This window comes from Ammoniphilus resinae (assembly GCF_017873965.1).
GTDB classification, from domain to species: domain Bacteria; phylum Bacillota; class Bacilli; order Aneurinibacillales; family RAOX-1; genus Ammoniphilus_A; species Ammoniphilus_A resinae.
In genome coordinates this window covers 210,981-226,758 of the sequence record NZ_JAGGKT010000003.1, presented here as the reverse complement: position 1 = coordinate 226,758, position 15,778 = coordinate 210,981, and the positions used below count along the sequence as shown (strand labels likewise).

The following is a 15,778-nucleotide window of genomic DNA, read 5'->3' as shown; positions in this document are numbered from 1 at the left end:
TAGATCATCGAATATCAGCTTTAATACGTTAACAGAAAATATTTCCGTTAACGCAGCAAGGACAAATCGAACTTTGGCACAAGACCTTCCTCCGCCGAACGACCAAGTAATGCCTTAATCGCGGCATACCCTTTTTCGCCAAGATCTGCAGTAAACTCATTTACATAAAGGTTGATATGTGCCTGTGCTACTTCCGGTGACAATTCCTGGGCATGACTCATAACGTATTCTCTTGATACTTCCGGGGTTGCCCAGGCGTACTCCACTGAGGAACGGATCCAGCTGGCGATCGCGTCCAAATCCAAGGAACGGCGAGCAATAATCGCCCCGAGCGGGATGGGTAAGTTCGTATCCTCTTCCCACCATTCCCCCATGTCTGCCAGAAGGGATAATCCATAAGAGGGATATGTAAATCGCGCTTCATGAATCACTAGTCCAGCATCAACTTGTCCATCCCGAACCGCTGGCATAATGTGATCAAAAGGCAATATAACAATTTCCCCTACACCTCCAGGAACCTTCTGGGCCGCCCAAAGTCTGAATAGAAGATAAGCAGTTGACCGCTCACTTGGAATGGCTACCCGTAGTTTAGACAATTCCCGGGGGTCTGTCTCACCCTTTGTCAGAAGTAGCGGACCACATCCTCTTCCGAGAGCTCCCCCGCACGGAAGCAGGGCATATTCGGACAGCACCCATGGCAGCGCAGCATAAGATATTTTAAGAATATCCATACTGTCTGATTGGGTTGCAAGGTAATTGGTAATATCTATATCGGCATAGGTTACATCAAGTGCCGGAGCATCTGGAATCAGTCCATGCGCCCAAGCGTGAAAAACAAACGTATCATTAGGACAGGGTGAAAAGGCAATACTCATCTTACTCATGAAAACACCTCCGCTAATACTTGGCTTGCAACTTCAAGCGCGGTCAACGCTTCTTTGATCCGCCAAGCAGATCGGTCTCGTGGACCCACCAAATTACTGATCGCCCGCACTTCCATCACTGGTAATCCATATTCCTTCGCAGCGACCGCTACGCCGTATCCTTCCATTGCTTCAGCAACAGCCCCTGGAACACGTTCTACCATTTCTTTTGCCGTCAGATCTGACCCTGTAACAGTAGAAACTGTTACGATAGGGCCGATATGAACAGAAAGACCAGCTGCTGTTAACACTTGACTCAATTGATCAACCTGCTCCATTTCACATGGAACAGTAGTAGAAGCCCCAAATCCTAGCTGGTCTAAACTTAAGAACCCTTCCGGACCCTCGGCACCCAAGTCTGCAGAAACGATCTTGTTGGCGACGACCAGGGAACCAATCTCAGCCATCTCCTTAAATCCTCCAGCAATTCCGGCGGAAACCACCAGATCGTAATCTTTTTTCGCTAAGATCCTTGCCGTACTTGCTGCTGCTTTGACGGGGCCGACCCCCGTAAGGATGACATCAATATTCTGCTTCCCATTTATGCCTCGAAGAACTGCCTCTCTTTCCTCTGAAACGGCAGTCATAATGAGAATGCGCCTACGTCCAGAATCCATTTCTATAATTTACCCCTTTCTCAGCAATAAGCAGAATCCAGGCCAATTATACTATAAAAGTTGATTTAATTCCTTCTCCTTCTTACAACACATCTCCTAGTCTACTTCAACAGATGGTATTTAAACGAGCTCAACTTTCCAAAACGTAAAAAAGAGGGCGACCACTATTGGGACACCCTCCTTGCTGTTCTATTTCATAAAAGTGTGGTTTCCAATGGAAACTAGTTGTGGCCTGGTCCATATCCAACTGGAAGTTGCTGTCTTCGGGTTAAAATAATACAATGCCCCATTCGTAGGGTCCCATCCTCTTACTGCATCCATAGCCGCCCGATAGGCAGTTGCATTTGGAGCATTATTCCAATATTGCCCATCATCAATCGCACTGAAGGCAAATCGTTGGAAAAGAACGTCTTGCATGGTATTCGGGAACAGTGGTGATTTCAAACGATTCATAATAACAGCACCTACTGCCACTTGTCCGGTGTATAATTCTCCACGCGCTTCCGCGTGTATCATCCGGGCTAACATATCTAGTTCATTTTGGTTAACAGATACTTTTTTTAATACATTCATCGTTTGCGCACCAACAGTGCCATCAATCTTTATTCCATAATCTGATTGGAAGTTTCGAACTGCTTGCCAGGTCTGCCATCCGTAAACTCCATCAACGGTACTATCATAATATCCAAGAACTTTCAAACGATATTGCAAATCCCAAACATCGCCATTATTGTTCCCCATCTGGATGGTTGATGATGCTGCATAGGTGTGGTTTCCTGTAGTGACCATCATGGCACCGAAAACGGTCATGGCTAATATGAAAAAGTAAAGTTTTTTCATCTTTGTCATTCCCCTTTCTGTATGCCATTATATAGGGCACTCCGAAAGGTCTCAATCCAAACAATTTGGAACAATAGGCAGTTTGTAACACTTAAGCCCTTATTCTACAGTTAGACTCTTTGCCAAATTACGGGGTCGATCCACGTCATGTCCCCGTACTGTTCCGGAATAGTAGGCCAACAGTTGTAAAGGAATGGCAGCCAAAATCGGCATCAAGAACGGATGGGAATTAGGTATATATAAAACCTGATCAACGACTTCTGAAAGCAGTTCGTCTCCGATGGTTGTAATCCCAACCACAAAAGCATCCCTTGCCTTTACTTCCTTAATGTTACTAATTAATTTATCCATTACCTGGTTTTGCGTGGCTAGTGCAATAACAGGAACGCCTGGGGTAATCAAGGCCATTGTCCCATGCTTTAATTCCCCCGCTGCATAAGCATCAGCGTGAATATAGGCCACTTCCTGCAGTTTCAATGCTCCCTCAAGTGCCAAAACATAATCTAAACCGCGGCCGATTAAAAATAAATGCTCCTGATCATAAGTAACTTGGGCAAACTGATCGATAGCGTCTTGTGTCATAATAAGCGTTGAATCTACATATTCAGGGAGCCGTTTTAATTCTGTCATTAATTCTGGCAAGGGGTGAAGATCCCTGCTTCCAAGCTTCTCTGCCAACCAAATTGCTAGCATAATTAATACGGTAATTTGGCATGTATAAGACTTAGTCGTTGCCACCGCCAATTCTGGACCAGCTTTTGTATAGACCGTACTGTCTGCTTTTCGGGAAACCGTACTCCCAGGCGTATTGGTTATGGCAATAATCGGACTTTGGAAACGCTTAGCTTCTCGTAATGCGGACAAGGTATCTGCCGTTTCTCCCGACTGACTAAGAACAATAATCAAGGTCTGCTCATCTAACGGCGGATGGTCGTATTGAAATTCGGAAGAATAGGACGTTTCGACTGGGATGTTTAACAGCTGATCCATCACTTTTTTCCCGATACTTCCAGAATGATAAGACGTCCCGCTGGCAATGATATGAACCCGTGTAATCTTACTTAGACTGCCAGCCAGCAAAAGTGGGTCCAATTCAGGGAGAACAATTCCCTTTTCCGAGATTCGTCCCGCTAAAGTATCTTCCACAGATTTTGTCTGTTCGGTAATTTCTTTTAGCATGTAATGTTCAAATTCTTGAAGGCTGACATCCTGCACATTCCATTCAACGATTGTTCGCTTTGGTTCCCGCACCTCACCAGCAGTGGATTTAATGGTTACCTTTTCTGGTTCTAGTATCGCTATTTCACCATTTTTTATTGGGTATGTTTCCCTTGTATAAGGTAACAAAGCGGTTATATCAGAGGTTAAAAAGGATTCACTTTTTCCAAAGCCAACAACCAATGGATTGTCCTGTGATACCCCAACAATCACCTGGGGCTGGGCTTTGGACATAATCGCCAAGGCAAAAGATCCCCTTAACAGCGGAAGAATCTCACGGATGGTTTGTTCCAAATCCCCGGTATCATACTTCTCAAGTAAATGTGGGATCACTTCGGTGTCAGTATCCGTTGAAAAAATATGACCCTCTTGCAAGAGGGTTCTTCTTAACTGAGGAAAATTTTCAATAATTCCGTTATGGGCTACGATAAACTGTTCCCCACATCCAGTCAAAGGATGACAGTTGGTGATTGATGGCACTCCGTGTGTCGCCCACCTGGTATGACCAATGCCCGAGTTCCCCGGTTTCACAGGCTCGTGCAACAGAAAATTGCGAAGCTGGTTAATCCTTCCCACAGCTTTTCGAATTTGCAGTTCCTTCTCCTCAGAAAAAACAGCAATTCCCGCCGAGTCATATCCTCGATAGCTCAACTGCTCTAAGCCTTCTAATAAAATAGGGATAGCATTTCTTTTTCCCATATAGCCTAGTATTCCACTCATCGTACCACCTCTTCTCACATATACAAGCCTATTATAGCCAAATCTTACGGGTACGGCTAATTTTGGCCCTCAGCTTGCCACTGTTTTAGTTTTTGATCAGAAGGTAAAAATAATGTAACGAATCCTAATAATGGCAGTAAACTACAGAAAACCATCGTAAAATATAAACCAAGATCATCTGCCATCTTTCCTAAAAAAACAGATCCAATGGCACCCAGGCCGAAGCCAAGCCCAACGATTAGTCCTGAAACCATACCTATATTCCCTGGCATTAACTCCTGTGCATAAACGACACTAACGGAAAAGCTAGATAAAAGAATAAATCCCATAACTAGAAAAATTGGATATACCCAGATCAAATCTACGTGTGGAAGCAAGAGCGCCAATGGTGCCGAGCCAAGCATGGAAAACAAGATCAAATTTCTTCTGCCAAAGCGATCTGCCAATGGACCACCAAAGAATGTTCCAGCAACCCCCGCCAATAAAAAGGCAAAGATATAGTACTGTGCGCCTTCAATCGACAACCCATAATGTTCAATTAGATAAAATTGATAGTAATTAGAAATACCTGTAGCAAACCAAGAGCGGCCAAATACAATAAGGACGAGAAGGACAATGGCTGTGGTAACCTGTTTCTTTCTTGCTGGATCTATTTTTCTTTCCTTAACATTTTTAGTTTTTCGTGGAAAATAAACGAGTCTTTGGCTATACCAAGAAGAAACAAACAGTAACACGATCACGGCCAAACCCGCCACTGCAGTAAACCAAATGACGCCAAATTGTCCTAAAGGAACAAAAATCAATGCTGTCATGATTGGGGCTAGTGATTGCCCAGTGTTGCCGCCAACCTGATAAATCGATTGGGCCAAGCCTCTACGGTTTCCTGCCGCCATATAAGATACACGGGACCCCTCGGGGTGGAACGCTGCAGAACCTAGCCCAATAAAAACGACACACAAAATGACATAAGCAAGATTATTCGCGAAGGCCAAGCCTAGCATCCCTACCAGTGACAAGGTCATGCCTAGTGGAAGCATGTACGGCGAACTCCGTTTATCGGTATACCATCCAACTACCGGCTGCATAACAGACGAAGTCATATTTAAAGTAAAATAAATCCATCCAAGCTCTACAAAAGACAAGTTCATCGATTTTTCCAATATGGGAAAAATAGCCGGAATCACAGATTGCATCGCATCATTTAATAAATGTACAAAACTAATCGCAAATAAGATCCGGTAAACCGTAGGCCTGGTAACCGGTTTTGAAGCAACAGCCACCTGCATGAACTTCCCCTCCACACCTGTATGAAAAATGTTTATTTCTGTAAAATCATTATATCATACAGATGGCAAATGAAGAGAAAAAAGGAAGGGCAGTTTAATAGTAAACTGCCTTTTGGGAAATTATTTCTGGTGCTATTTCCTGATGAATCGTCTATAATACTAATTAGCTAAAGGAATTCAATCGTTTAGCGTTGAGAGTTTAGACCCAGTAGGGTCTTTTTTTTTTTCCGCATAGGAATGTGAAACCTCCTCGAATTTACTCCCCTATCGGCATGAAAAGCTTCCACTAGTGATGGATACATCTTCTTCGAAAGGCTTCAACAAAAGCTTTTCTTACCTCGAACGTATTTCCTGCCTCATAAAATAAGCATAAGAGATGCCAAAACAGACTAATGTCGCAGCAATCATTCCGGTTACCTGCGGCCAGATCAATAACATACTCTGACCAAGCGGCAATGGACTTGGAATCGCCCCATATACCTGCTCCAACGTAAGGGGCCCAAGGCTTCTCACAGTTGGAGTCAATAATGTTGTCGTCGCCTCGCTAAACAGTTGACTGGGGGAAAGACTCATGATGACCTGTATGAACTGTTGGTGCTGCAAAATATCATTTGGATTTGTGGCATTGACAGGTGCTGTAGCATTGGCTATGAGTTGAATAAGCATCGTAAAGAACACACTGAAAAAAAGCCAAATGGATAGACTAGAAAGAGCTGACGTCGCCGACTGACGAAATTTAATTGAGAATAAGATCGCCAAACTTAACCAGAACCCTACATATATAATACTGAGCAGCAAAAACAGCAGCATCCTCAAAAATTCCTCAGCACTTGGCGGAATCCCTATAGCCAGGAGCCCTAGCCCCATGACCAAAAATCCCAGGGATAAAAACATCATACTAATGAGAATCAAGGCCCCCACAAATTTAGCTCCAATTAAAAAATCGCGGTGAATAGGCTGTGCCATTACGCGGCTTAAGGTCCCCTTATTCCTCTCGGAATTAACGGCATCAAACCCTAATGAAATCCCTAGTAGCGGTCCTAAAAAGCCAATAAAAGTGATAAACGGTGGAAGGGTACCATCTGAAACGGTAAACAGCTTTAGAAAAAGAAAAGCGTTTAGTGTCTGGTCCTTCGGTACCGCCTCGCGGATGCTCATCATCGCTGTGTAAAGGGACCCGAGACAAGTGAGCCCAATTAACAAAAGCATGAGATTATAACGCCAACTGCGCATGTGGTCTGCCATCTCCTTGCGCACCATAACCCAGAATGGGCTTATTAATTTCGCTTTCACTTAACCTCCCCCCTTTCAAAATAACGATGATAAATTTCATCCAGGCCATATTGTTTTTGATTTAAATAAGTTAAGCGGGCACCACTTCTTACAATCGTTTCCGCAATTTCTCCAGTTAGATCCCGGGAGCAGCTAATAAACAGCAATTCGTTATTCTGCTTTACACTTGTAACATCATCTATTTGCATAAGCTGTTCAATTAAATCAGGCGACAGCTGTTTCACACCTACTTCAAGAATAAAGAGGTCCTCTGCAAAAAGCTGTCTAGAAAGGGCCGAAACATCACCTACGGCAAGCAATCTTCCCTGGACAAAAATCCCTACACGATCACAAATCTGCTGAACCTGATGCAAATGGTGGGAAGATAATAACACGGTTATCCCCTCGTCCCTGCTTAATCGCTGGATGAGCTGCAGCAATTCCTTAACTCCCGCAGGATCGATCCCTAGTGTTGGTTCATCCAGAATGATCACTTCAGGTTGCTTAATTAACACATCAGCTAGCCCAAGCCTTTGCCTCATACCCCGAGAATAGGCCCCCGCTTTTTTATCCGCTGCATCTGACAATCCAACCCTTGCCAGAAGTTCTTTGGCCCGGCGGATTGCCTCTTCCTTAGAGAGCCGATTCAATTCTGCCGTATAAATTAAATTTTCATATCCGGTAAGATCCTCATAGAACCCCACATCATCTGGTAGATATCCTACCTTTTGTTTTACTAAAATGGGTTCTCTTGTTGAATTAATGCCACAAACCCGAACACTTCCCGACGTCGGTTCACTTAGCCCAAGCATCATCAGGATCGTTGTGGACTTCCCAGCTCCGTTCGGTCCAAGCAAGCCGAATACTTCGCCCTTTTGGATCGATAGAGAAAGCCTGTTAACAGCAATAAACTGATCATATTTTTTGGTTAAATCCTGAAGCTCGATGATTGGATCCAGCATGTTTTATCTCCTTCCGTACTTTTTAAATAAATAGTACATGCCGCCGATCACACCCAATATAATCAGGATCCCGACCCATCCCCAAAGTAAAGATGTTTTCACAGCGACCCGAAACCCTGCATCTGAACTAGCTTCAGCCGTTTCAGCAGTCATATTCACGACGTAGTCACCTGCAATCGCCTTTTGATCAGCTTTAATCGTCGCTGTCACTTCTGCTGATTTTCCCGCTTCTATAGCATCAATTTTTTTCGGTTCAAAAGTGACCTCCCAATTAACTGGTGCCTCTGATTTCAATTCAATATCACGCAAATTTGCGGAGCCCGTATTGGTTACTTCCACTTGCAGTTTTCTTTCATCCCCGGCCGTCACATCGGTGCTTAGTAAACCGCTTGGTGTACTTAACTTCAGATCATATGTGCCAGTGATAACAACTTCTAGTTCCGTCTGGGCTGAGGTGGAATTGGTAGCTGCTTTCAAGGGAATTTTATAAGATCCTGCCTTTACGTTTTCAGGTGGAACGATTTCAACATCCACATCCTTGGTGGAATTTGCTTCCACATTCACAGAGGTGACACGCTTACTGTCTACTTTGAACTGGATGTCCCAACCCTTCGGGGCATCCGCTGTTAACGAATAAAGCTGATTCTCCACTGTCCGATTACGTAGGGTAGTTTCAAAATTAAACGCCCCGGTGGATGGCCCCTCCATATTGGGCTGTTCACTTGTAAACTCTGTTTTAAATGTTCCCTCTTCTGTGATGTGTACCGTAAACGGTAAAGATGTTTTCCCTGGTGCAATCAGATGAAAATTATAGGTTCCTTTTTCCACCTCCAAGGGCACATCCACATCCAAAGAAACCGTCTGTGAATCATCTGGCTTCACGGCGATTCGTTGGATCTTCCAACCGCCTGCCGTCAATTCATGCTTCCATTGATTAGAAAGGCCCTCAACTGCCAACTCAAGGTCCTGAACAGAACCGCTGTTATTGATTACATCAATCGAGTAATGAATAGATTCACCAGGTGTCACCGAAATATCGGTATATGGCGAAAACAGTATAACCCCCTCCGCCGCCTTCGTTGTTGGCATGATAAAAAGTCCCAGAAGAAGAAAAGTAATAAGAAAATGAATGGACTTAGATCGAATGATTGACATGAATAAACCCCTTTCTTTTTTAATGGCTTACTTCAGGTACGAAAGAGATCTTCATTTGGATTTACGCCTTTTTAAAATTTTTTCGGTTTTTAGAAAAGGGTTTTCAACTGATTTAAAATTTGATAAAAGTATATATAAGATTTCACCCTTTTGGAGGTGAGTAACATGCCAAGGCTACCTAATGAGGTGGAGGAGATTCTTCAAGGACTCAAGCAAGGATCTGCTACTGCTTTTGATCAATTCTACGAAAGATACGTCCCGCTCATTTATCATATTGCTTTGAAAATGATGGGAGATCGGTTGGAGGCAGAAGATATCAGTCACGATGTGGTCCTAGAGGCCTTAAAAAAAATCGACCAATTTGATTCGGGGCGTGGAAGCATAGAATCTTGGTTAGCAGTTCGTACAAGGAGTCGCTGTTTGGATCGGATCCGAAAAAGTTCTAGGAATGCATGGGACACGGTGGATGTAACTGGGCTTTCACAGGAAACATATCGTTCCACTCCTTCCACGGAGGAAAAGGTCCTTGCCAATATCGAAAGTGAAGTACTGAGGAAGGCGATGAAGCAAATCCCTGAGGATCAACAATCTGCACTAATCGGAGCTTACTATGAAGCACAGACGCAGAAAGAACTTTCGGAAACGATGAATCGCCCGCTCGGAACAGTAAAATCGCTCATTCGATATGGTTTGAATAATCTACGAAAACAGTTAAATCATTTGGGATGGATTGAATCCAAGGGGGTGCAAAAGCATGAATAATACGCCCTGCCCTATAGGGGAACAAAAAATCATAGATTATTTACTAGGTTATATCGAGGGGCAGGATAGGGAAACACTGCATCAACACTTTTCTACTTGCTTATCTTGTCAAGATAGAATCTCGGAGTGGAAGCAAACTTTACCATCAAGATCGAATGAATCGTTTCACGCCATGCCTCCACTTGCGCTAAAAAGAAAACTGAAAATGAAATTCCTGCTACGATCAAGGCTCTTCTCCTTCCGCTCTAAAAAACTAGCGTTCACGGCAGCAGCCCTATGTCTTTTACTGATATCCGGATTAGTGCTGAAAGGCCTGTTTATGTCCCCCAAGGAGGAAATGAAGAAGGAAATGGCTTTTGTGATGGATCCCAAAACGGTTCAATACCAGGTAAAGCCCAAAGAACACCGGAATGTAAAGGGTTATGTATGGGTCAATCCGGAATCAAATGAGCTGTTGCTTTTAGTTAATGGAATTCAGCCCATTTCTGAAAAGGATTATCAAGTGTGGATTATCTACAATCGGGAGAGGTCCAATGGGGGGCTGATCCAATGGAGAAACGGAATGGGCTTGCTTTATGTGCAACCACCTAATGTCACCCAAATCGAAAACATTGCCGTCACTGTCGAGCCAAAAGGGGGAAGCAACCTGCCTACTGCACCTGACGCGATGCTCGTCGATCTAAAGGAAGAACCGGTGAATCGGATCTATTGACATATTGCCCAAATGTATGAATATATTGTCTTAAGTTTGCCTATGCATAATAAGGGATTGATTCGATGCAATTTATTTTAGAGACCCTCGCCTGGGTGGGCATTATTTTTGCCATTCTTCTATTAGCGATGTTGAAAACGATCAAGGAACATAACCGAAATCGGAAAAGATGAGAGGGCTTTTCAAATAAAAATAGCGGGAGTATTTTCCGCTAACCCTCATTTTTAATCTGAAAATAAAAGAATAACGGAAAACTCTTCCGTTATTCAGCGGTTGTAGCGTCTAAAATGGGGTATACAGGCTTAATAACGGAAATATTTTCCTCTATTAAGCCTAATTTTATTGGATTTTCAAAAATAACGGAAAACCTTTCCGTTATTTCCCTTCCCCTTATTCAACATCCCATTTCAGGGTGGGGAGCGAGCTGGCTTCTTCAATGGCCTCCGCAATCCGATACAGATTAGCCTCGCTGAAATGCTTTCCAATCAATTGCATCCCAATAGGCAATCCTGACTTCGAGAATCCACAAGGAATAGAAATACTGGGCAGTCCGGAAAAGTTTGCAGGACCATTTAACCTTAATAAAGCAGAATAGACGTGTTCCTTAAGTCCGTTCAACTCCACTTCTCTTTGCCCGATTTTCGGAGGAAGCACGGCTATGGTTGGTGCAATCAAGGCCTCTACCTTTTCAAATACCTTGTTTATGGACTGAATAATCTGCCGGCGCACCTCTTGTGCTTTTATATATTCCCATCCCATCGTTTCCTTGCTAGCTTCCAATCTCATTCGTACATCAGGGTGAAGTTGATCCGCTTTTCCCCTCATGTGCTCAGCATGGACGGCATATGCTTCACTGCGAATTGTCATCAACTGTCCCCAGGCTAACTGGGATAAGTCAATATCCACTTCACGAATTTCCGCTCCCATTTCCTTAAACTTTTGAATTGCCTTATCCACCTGCTGTCTGACCTCGTCATCTAGACTATCATAGAAGAGCGTTGTTGGGACTCCTAAAACCTTTCCTTGAACCCCCTTCCCTAATTTACGAGTGAAATCCTCTCCACCCCGTTCCGCCGAATAGGGATCAGACGAATCATATCCTGCCAATGCTGTAAGCATCATTGCATTATCGCGGACTGTACGAGTCATTGGACCGACAGTGTCCAAGCTATAAGCTAAAGGAAAAACCCCATACTTGCTTACCCGACCAAAAGTCGTTTTCATTCCAACGATACCACATGCCGAAGAAGGAATCCGAACGGAACCCCCTGTATCTGTTCCAAGGGCCCCAAAACAGAGTCCAGCAGCAACCGCCGCGCCCGATCCGCTACTTGACCCACCAGTCATCCGTTCTAGATCATATGGATTATGAACAGGTCCGAAACAGGAGATATCTCCAGTTGGTCCATAGGCAAATTCATGAGTATTTAGTTTTCCAATGATAATAGCCCCATTCTGCTCGAGTTTCTCCACCACCGTTGCATTATAATCAGGGATAAAATCCTTGTAAATTTCTGAACCCATCGTTGTGCGAACGCCAGCTGTATAAATTAAATCCTTTAATCCGATTGGAACCCCATGCAGCGGACCCTGCCAATTTCCCTTACGGATCTCCTCCCCTGCGAGCTTCGCCTTTTCCATAGCCTCATCTTCCATCAAGGTTACAAAAGCGTTGAGTTTCGGATTCATTTCATGAATTCTTGTCAGAAGTGCCTGCGTTACCTCAACAGGTGTTACTTGCTTTTGCCGATAAGCCCTTGCAAGGGACATGATATCCATTCCTAAGAGATCCTTTTGTGCCACGAGTAAACTCCCCTTTCCCCCTGTTTCATACCTACTTCTATAACCTGTCAGAAAGTTCCTTCTTTATGTCCCTGTACGCTGAACCTGTTGTTGGGGTGAAGGATTTTCCTTATCCCGACTCGTTGAAAAAAACTCTTGTTTTATATAAAGATATCTCTCGAATTCATTGATTACATAGAACAAAGCCGCCCTTGCCTCAAATTTTTCATACGTTTCTGGAAGCTCGACCTTTCTTAATTCTCCGCGCAGGTGCTCCAATTCCTCCAAAAAGATATGGGCCGTATTCCCCGAATGGATATGATTACTCAGGTTTTCAACAAAATCGGCCATCTGCTTCGCGTGCGGGGTATCCTGGTTCATAGAAGATATTTTCGGAAGCATACTTTCTAGTAAATAAAACTGCTTTTCTCTCATTTCAAAATAGATATAGTCATCGTCATTAGACCGCAGCAGCAAATTCTCCCCTTTTTGCATCGCCATATTTTTGGCCTGCTTTAGCAAATCCTCCGTTTCAATCCATTCTTTTCCATCCCAGGTGCTTTCCCCGTTGCGAAGGTATATCGCAAACTCCTTTAATATTTTTGAAAAGTTCTGTTCAATCTTTTGGTGCTGCTCTTTCAACTTTTTATCGATATTCGGCATGTACAAATTCATTATCAAACCAACGCCAAGCCCGACCCCCATCAATTGCAGCTCATTAATAATAAAGGGAAGGGAGATGGCTTTAACAAGATATAAGTGGAGAATGATGACAACCCCTGTGACAAATCCATCCTGGATCTTCAGACGGACAAGGATAGGAATATAAATGAGCAGCAATACGGCCATCGAATATGCAGCATATCCAATCCATTCAAATAAGCAATAGCCGATAAGCAAACCGATAAAGCAAGAAAAAAGGCGGTCTAAAGCGCTTTTAATGGATTTTTTTCGTGTTGCCTGAATACTTAGGATCGTCAATATCCCTGCCGATACAAAATATTCAAGATTTAACGTCTGGGCAATAAAAATCGCGGCCGGGGCACCTAAAGCAGTTTTGAATATTCGATAACCGATTTTCAAATAAATTCCCCTTCCATTTGTGATTTCCCCACATTCTGGTAATATAGGGTTTATAATAGGTTAAAACAATATACCAAGTAAGGGAAGTGGAAAAGTGGATTGTCTATTTTGTAAAATCATAAAAGGAGAGATACCCTCCAAAAAAGTGTATGAAGATGACCATGTCTATGCTTTTCATGATATTAATCCAGTGGCACCTGTACACGTGCTAACAATCCCCAAAAAGCACATCACCTCTTTACTCGACATTCAGGAAGAGGACAAGGAATTGATCGGACACTTGCACCTGGCCCTGCAAAAGATTGCCAAGCAAATGGGTGTCGATGAGTCCGGTTTTCGCGTCATCACCAACACTGGCAAAGAAGGACAACAAACTGTTTTCCATCTGCATTATCACCTGGTTGGGGGGCGCCAACTGGATTGGAAAATGTAAGAAAAGCTTCGTTTCCTTTAACATCTTCAATAAACTTAAACTTCCCTAAGCGGTAAACCGGGCTATGCCCGGTTTTTAAACTTCTGCCCCCTGTTTCATCAGCATAGACTCAAGATGTTCTGCTGAAAGAGGGCGATTAAAATAATAGCCTTGAGCTTGGTCACATCTTTGCTCTTTTAAAAAGCTTAACTGTCTTTCCGTTTCCACTCCTTCAGCAACAACCTTCAGATCGAGGCTGTGTGCCATCGCAAGAATCGCCTTGACAATCGCTGCATCATCTGTGTCGCTATGGATATCATGGACAAAAGATTGATCAATTTTCAACGAATCTATCGGAAATCTTTTTAAATAATTTAAAGATGAATACCCTGTACCAAAATCATCGATAGATATGCTGACCCCTAACCGCTTCAATTTTTGCAAGATCTCTGTAGTCATATCCACATCAAACATACTCATGTTCTCGGTTATTTCCAAATCCAAATATTGGGGATCCAATCCAGTCTCCTTTAAGACCCTCGCAACTAATACGTCAATATCGGCTTGCCTGAATTGTCTTGCAGAAAGGTTGACAGACATCCGCATCGGGTTAAAACCTGCGTCTTGCCAAGCTTTATTCTGCAGACAAGCTGTGTAAAGGACCCACTCTCCAATAGGAACAATTAATCCCGTTTCTTCCGCCAGAGGTATAAATTCCGCGGGAGAAATAAAGCCAGTCTCTGGATGATTCCAACGAATCAAGGCTTCCACACCAATAACTTCGTGATTACGAATATCGACTTGCGGCTGATAATAAAGCACAAATTCTTTACGGGCAAGAGCTTTCCGTAAATCATTTTCCAACTTAAGCCGCTTGGTATACTGTGCTTCCATATCCTTTTCATAAAACTGATAATTGTTTTTTCCTTGGTCTTTTGCTTGGTACATAGCTCTATCCGCATTGCGAATCAATGTATCCGGATTGGTTCCATCAATAGGATAAAGACTAATCCCAATGCTTGGAGAAATCGTAACCTCATGATTGTTAAGGACAAACGGATAGGCCAGTTCACTGATCATCCGTTCGGCAACAATTTTTGCTGATTCTTGGGAGCAATCATAGAGGATCACGGTGAACTCGTCCCCTCCTTGTCTAGCAATCGTATCATATTCCCTAAGACATCCTTGCAGACGATGACTCACACTCTTCAGCAGCAAATCACCAAAGGCATGTCCGAGGGAATCATTAATCACCTTAAAACGGTCTAGATCTATAAATAATACAGCGACATTCGCTTCATTTCGCTCCGCATTGGCCAATGCTTGCTTCAGGCGTTCATTAAATAGATTTCGGTTTGGAAGTTGTGTTAAGGAATCATGATATGCCATATATTTAATCATTTCTTCGGCCTGTTTTCGTTCGGTGATATCTGTAAAGATCCCCATCCCCCCATTAATATCCCCTTTAGAGTCGTAGAGCAATGTGATCGACAGGCTGATATCGATGAACGATCCGTCTTTCCTTCGCCGACGAAGTTCGACATCAGTCAACGCCCTCCCTTGCAGCATTAATCCTAGGATATTATAAAACTCGTCATCTTTTTCTTCCATGAAGATAGGGATCGGATACCCAATTGCTTCACTCTCATCCCAGCCAAAAATCCGTTCTGCTGCTTTATTCCAAGTCTTCACAATGCCATCATGGTCAAATGATACAATCGCCAAGGGTGATGCCTGGATTAAGGCAGTAAGAGTCTGGTTGCTCTGCCAAAGCTCTTCTTCAGCCCGTTTCCGTTCAGAAATTAAGGCATGAATCTGTTTCGGATCTATATGACCAAATTCAGGTTTCAACTTGTATGTTTTGCGACGAAATTTATTTCTTTTATGGATTATACGCATGTGTTATGCCTTCTTTGTCATAGGTTTTAAAAAATAGAGTGAAACGAAACAGAAGAAAAATAATACTATCAATGATATCATTATTCATAATATCAGGTTGAAATTCAACCATATTTATCTATTATTCATGACAAA

Annotated in this window: 15 protein-coding genes; 3 read left to right on the top strand and 12 right to left on the bottom strand. The window is 43.2% G+C overall.

Translation table 11 applies throughout. The annotated features are described in order from the left end of the window. Positions 1-47: 47 nt before the first annotated feature. From J2Z37_RS08250 to J2Z37_RS08215, 8 genes are all read right to left on the bottom strand, one after another. The gene (locus tag J2Z37_RS08250) at positions 48-875 is read right to left on the bottom strand and encodes a 1,4-dihydroxy-6-naphtoate synthase (RefSeq protein WP_209809840.1); all 828 of its coding nucleotides are present in this window, start codon (positions 873-875) and stop codon (positions 48-50) included. A 5-nt stretch (positions 876-880) separates the two neighbouring features. Continuing rightward, positions 881-1,540: a futalosine hydrolase gene (locus J2Z37_RS08245; protein WP_209809767.1), complete on the bottom strand. Its 660-nt coding sequence runs from the start codon at positions 1,538-1,540 to the stop codon at positions 881-883. Positions 1,541-1,729: 189 nt separating this feature from the next. Next, entirely contained in the window at positions 1,730-2,380 is a 651-nt protein-coding gene (gene sleB, locus J2Z37_RS08240; protein WP_209809766.1) for a spore cortex-lytic enzyme, read from the bottom strand. 99 nt (positions 2,381-2,479) lie between these two features. Further along, entirely contained in the window at positions 2,480-4,318 is a 1,839-nt protein-coding gene (glmS, locus tag J2Z37_RS08235; RefSeq protein ID WP_209809765.1) for a glutamine--fructose-6-phosphate transaminase (isomerizing), read from the bottom strand. A 56-nt stretch (positions 4,319-4,374) separates the two neighbouring features. Continuing rightward, positions 4,375-5,604 carry an MFS transporter gene (locus tag J2Z37_RS08230; RefSeq protein WP_209809764.1) on the bottom strand — a complete coding sequence of 410 codons (1,230 nt, stop codon included), beginning with the start codon at positions 5,602-5,604 and terminating at the stop codon, positions 4,375-4,377. 333 nt (positions 5,605-5,937) lie between these two features. Continuing rightward, positions 5,938-6,864, bottom strand: coding sequence for an ABC transporter permease (locus J2Z37_RS08225; RefSeq protein WP_209809839.1), 927 nt, complete (start codon positions 6,862-6,864; stop codon positions 5,938-5,940). A gap of 29 nt (positions 6,865-6,893) precedes the next feature. Beyond that, a complete protein-coding gene (locus J2Z37_RS08220; RefSeq protein WP_209809763.1) occupies positions 6,894-7,838 on the bottom strand; it encodes an ABC transporter ATP-binding protein in 945 nt (314 codons plus the stop codon). Between the two features lie 3 nt (positions 7,839-7,841). Then, positions 7,842-8,993, bottom strand: coding sequence for a COG1470 family protein (locus J2Z37_RS08215; RefSeq protein WP_209809762.1), 1,152 nt, complete (start codon positions 8,991-8,993; stop codon positions 7,842-7,844). Positions 8,994-9,158: 165 nt separating this feature from the next. Here J2Z37_RS08215 and J2Z37_RS08210 point away from each other — a divergent pair, with 165 nt between their 5' ends. Continuing rightward, the gene (locus tag J2Z37_RS08210) at positions 9,159-9,755 is read left to right on the top strand and encodes an RNA polymerase sigma factor (RefSeq protein ID WP_209809761.1); all 597 of its coding nucleotides are present in this window, start codon (positions 9,159-9,161) and stop codon (positions 9,753-9,755) included. Positions 9,756-9,847: 92 nt separating this feature from the next. On the opposite strand, the gene J2Z37_RS25785 is transcribed toward J2Z37_RS08210, so the two are convergent. Then, positions 9,848-9,982 carry a hypothetical protein gene (locus J2Z37_RS25785; protein WP_280922185.1) on the bottom strand — a complete coding sequence of 45 codons (135 nt, stop codon included), beginning with the start codon at positions 9,980-9,982 and terminating at the stop codon, positions 9,848-9,850. On the opposite strand from J2Z37_RS25785, the gene J2Z37_RS08205 reads away from it, so the two are divergent. Further along, entirely contained in the window at positions 9,928-10,467 is a 540-nt protein-coding gene (locus J2Z37_RS08205; RefSeq protein ID WP_342453801.1) for an anti-sigma factor, read from the top strand. The genes J2Z37_RS25785 and J2Z37_RS08205 overlap by 55 nt on opposite strands. A 390-nt stretch (positions 10,468-10,857) precedes the next feature. On the opposite strand, the gene J2Z37_RS08200 is transcribed toward J2Z37_RS08205, so the two are convergent. Then, positions 10,858-12,270 (bottom strand): amidase, encoded by a 1,413-nt coding sequence (locus J2Z37_RS08200; RefSeq protein ID WP_342453797.1) that lies wholly within the window; start codon positions 12,268-12,270, stop codon positions 10,858-10,860. A gap of 63 nt (positions 12,271-12,333) precedes the next feature. Further along, entirely contained in the window at positions 12,334-13,332 is a 999-nt protein-coding gene (locus tag J2Z37_RS08195; protein ID WP_209809759.1) for an aromatic acid exporter family protein, read from the bottom strand. A gap of 94 nt (positions 13,333-13,426) precedes the next feature. Here J2Z37_RS08195 and J2Z37_RS08190 point away from each other — a divergent pair, with 94 nt between their 5' ends. Then, a complete protein-coding gene (locus tag J2Z37_RS08190) occupies positions 13,427-13,765 on the top strand; it encodes a histidine triad nucleotide-binding protein (protein ID WP_209809758.1) in 339 nt (112 codons plus the stop codon). A gap of 75 nt (positions 13,766-13,840) precedes the next feature. On the opposite strand, the gene J2Z37_RS08185 is transcribed toward J2Z37_RS08190, so the two are convergent. Beyond that, positions 13,841-15,643 (bottom strand): putative bifunctional diguanylate cyclase/phosphodiesterase, encoded by a 1,803-nt coding sequence (locus J2Z37_RS08185; RefSeq protein ID WP_209809757.1) that lies wholly within the window; start codon positions 15,641-15,643, stop codon positions 13,841-13,843. Between the last annotated feature and the right edge of the window lie 135 nt (positions 15,644-15,778).

What these genes read in the sequence shown, in the direction of transcription:
- J2Z37_RS08250 (WP_209809840.1), bottom strand. Translation starts at nt 875, where the DNA reads ATGAGTATTGCCTTTTCACCCTGTCCTAATGATACGTTTGTTTTTCAC.
- J2Z37_RS08245 (WP_209809767.1), bottom strand. Translation starts at nt 1,540, where the DNA reads ATGGATTCTGGACGTAGGCGCATTCTCATTATGACTGCCGTTTCAGAG.
- sleB (WP_209809766.1), bottom strand. Translation starts at nt 2,380, where the DNA reads ATGAAAAAACTTTACTTTTTCATATTAGCCATGACCGTTTTCGGTGCC.
- glmS (WP_209809765.1), bottom strand. Translation starts at nt 4,318, where the DNA reads ATGAGTGGAATACTAGGCTATATGGGAAAAAGAAATGCTATCCCTATT.
- J2Z37_RS08230 (WP_209809764.1), bottom strand. Translation starts at nt 5,604, where the DNA reads ATGCAGGTGGCTGTTGCTTCAAAACCGGTTACCAGGCCTACGGTTTAC.
- J2Z37_RS08225 (WP_209809839.1), bottom strand. Translation starts at nt 6,864, where the DNA reads ATGGTGCGCAAGGAGATGGCAGACCACATGCGCAGTTGGCGTTATAAT.
- J2Z37_RS08220 (WP_209809763.1), bottom strand. Translation starts at nt 7,838, where the DNA reads ATGCTGGATCCAATCATCGAGCTTCAGGATTTAACCAAAAAATATGAT.
- J2Z37_RS08215 (WP_209809762.1), bottom strand. Translation starts at nt 8,993, where the DNA reads ATGTCAATCATTCGATCTAAGTCCATTCATTTTCTTATTACTTTTCTT.
- J2Z37_RS08210 (WP_209809761.1), top strand. Translation starts at nt 9,159, where the DNA reads ATGCCAAGGCTACCTAATGAGGTGGAGGAGATTCTTCAAGGACTCAAG.
- J2Z37_RS08205 (WP_342453801.1), top strand. Translation starts at nt 9,928, where the DNA reads ATGCCTCCACTTGCGCTAAAAAGAAAACTGAAAATGAAATTCCTGCTA.
- J2Z37_RS08185 (WP_209809757.1), bottom strand. Translation starts at nt 15,643, where the DNA reads ATGCGTATAATCCATAAAAGAAATAAATTTCGTCGCAAAACATACAAG.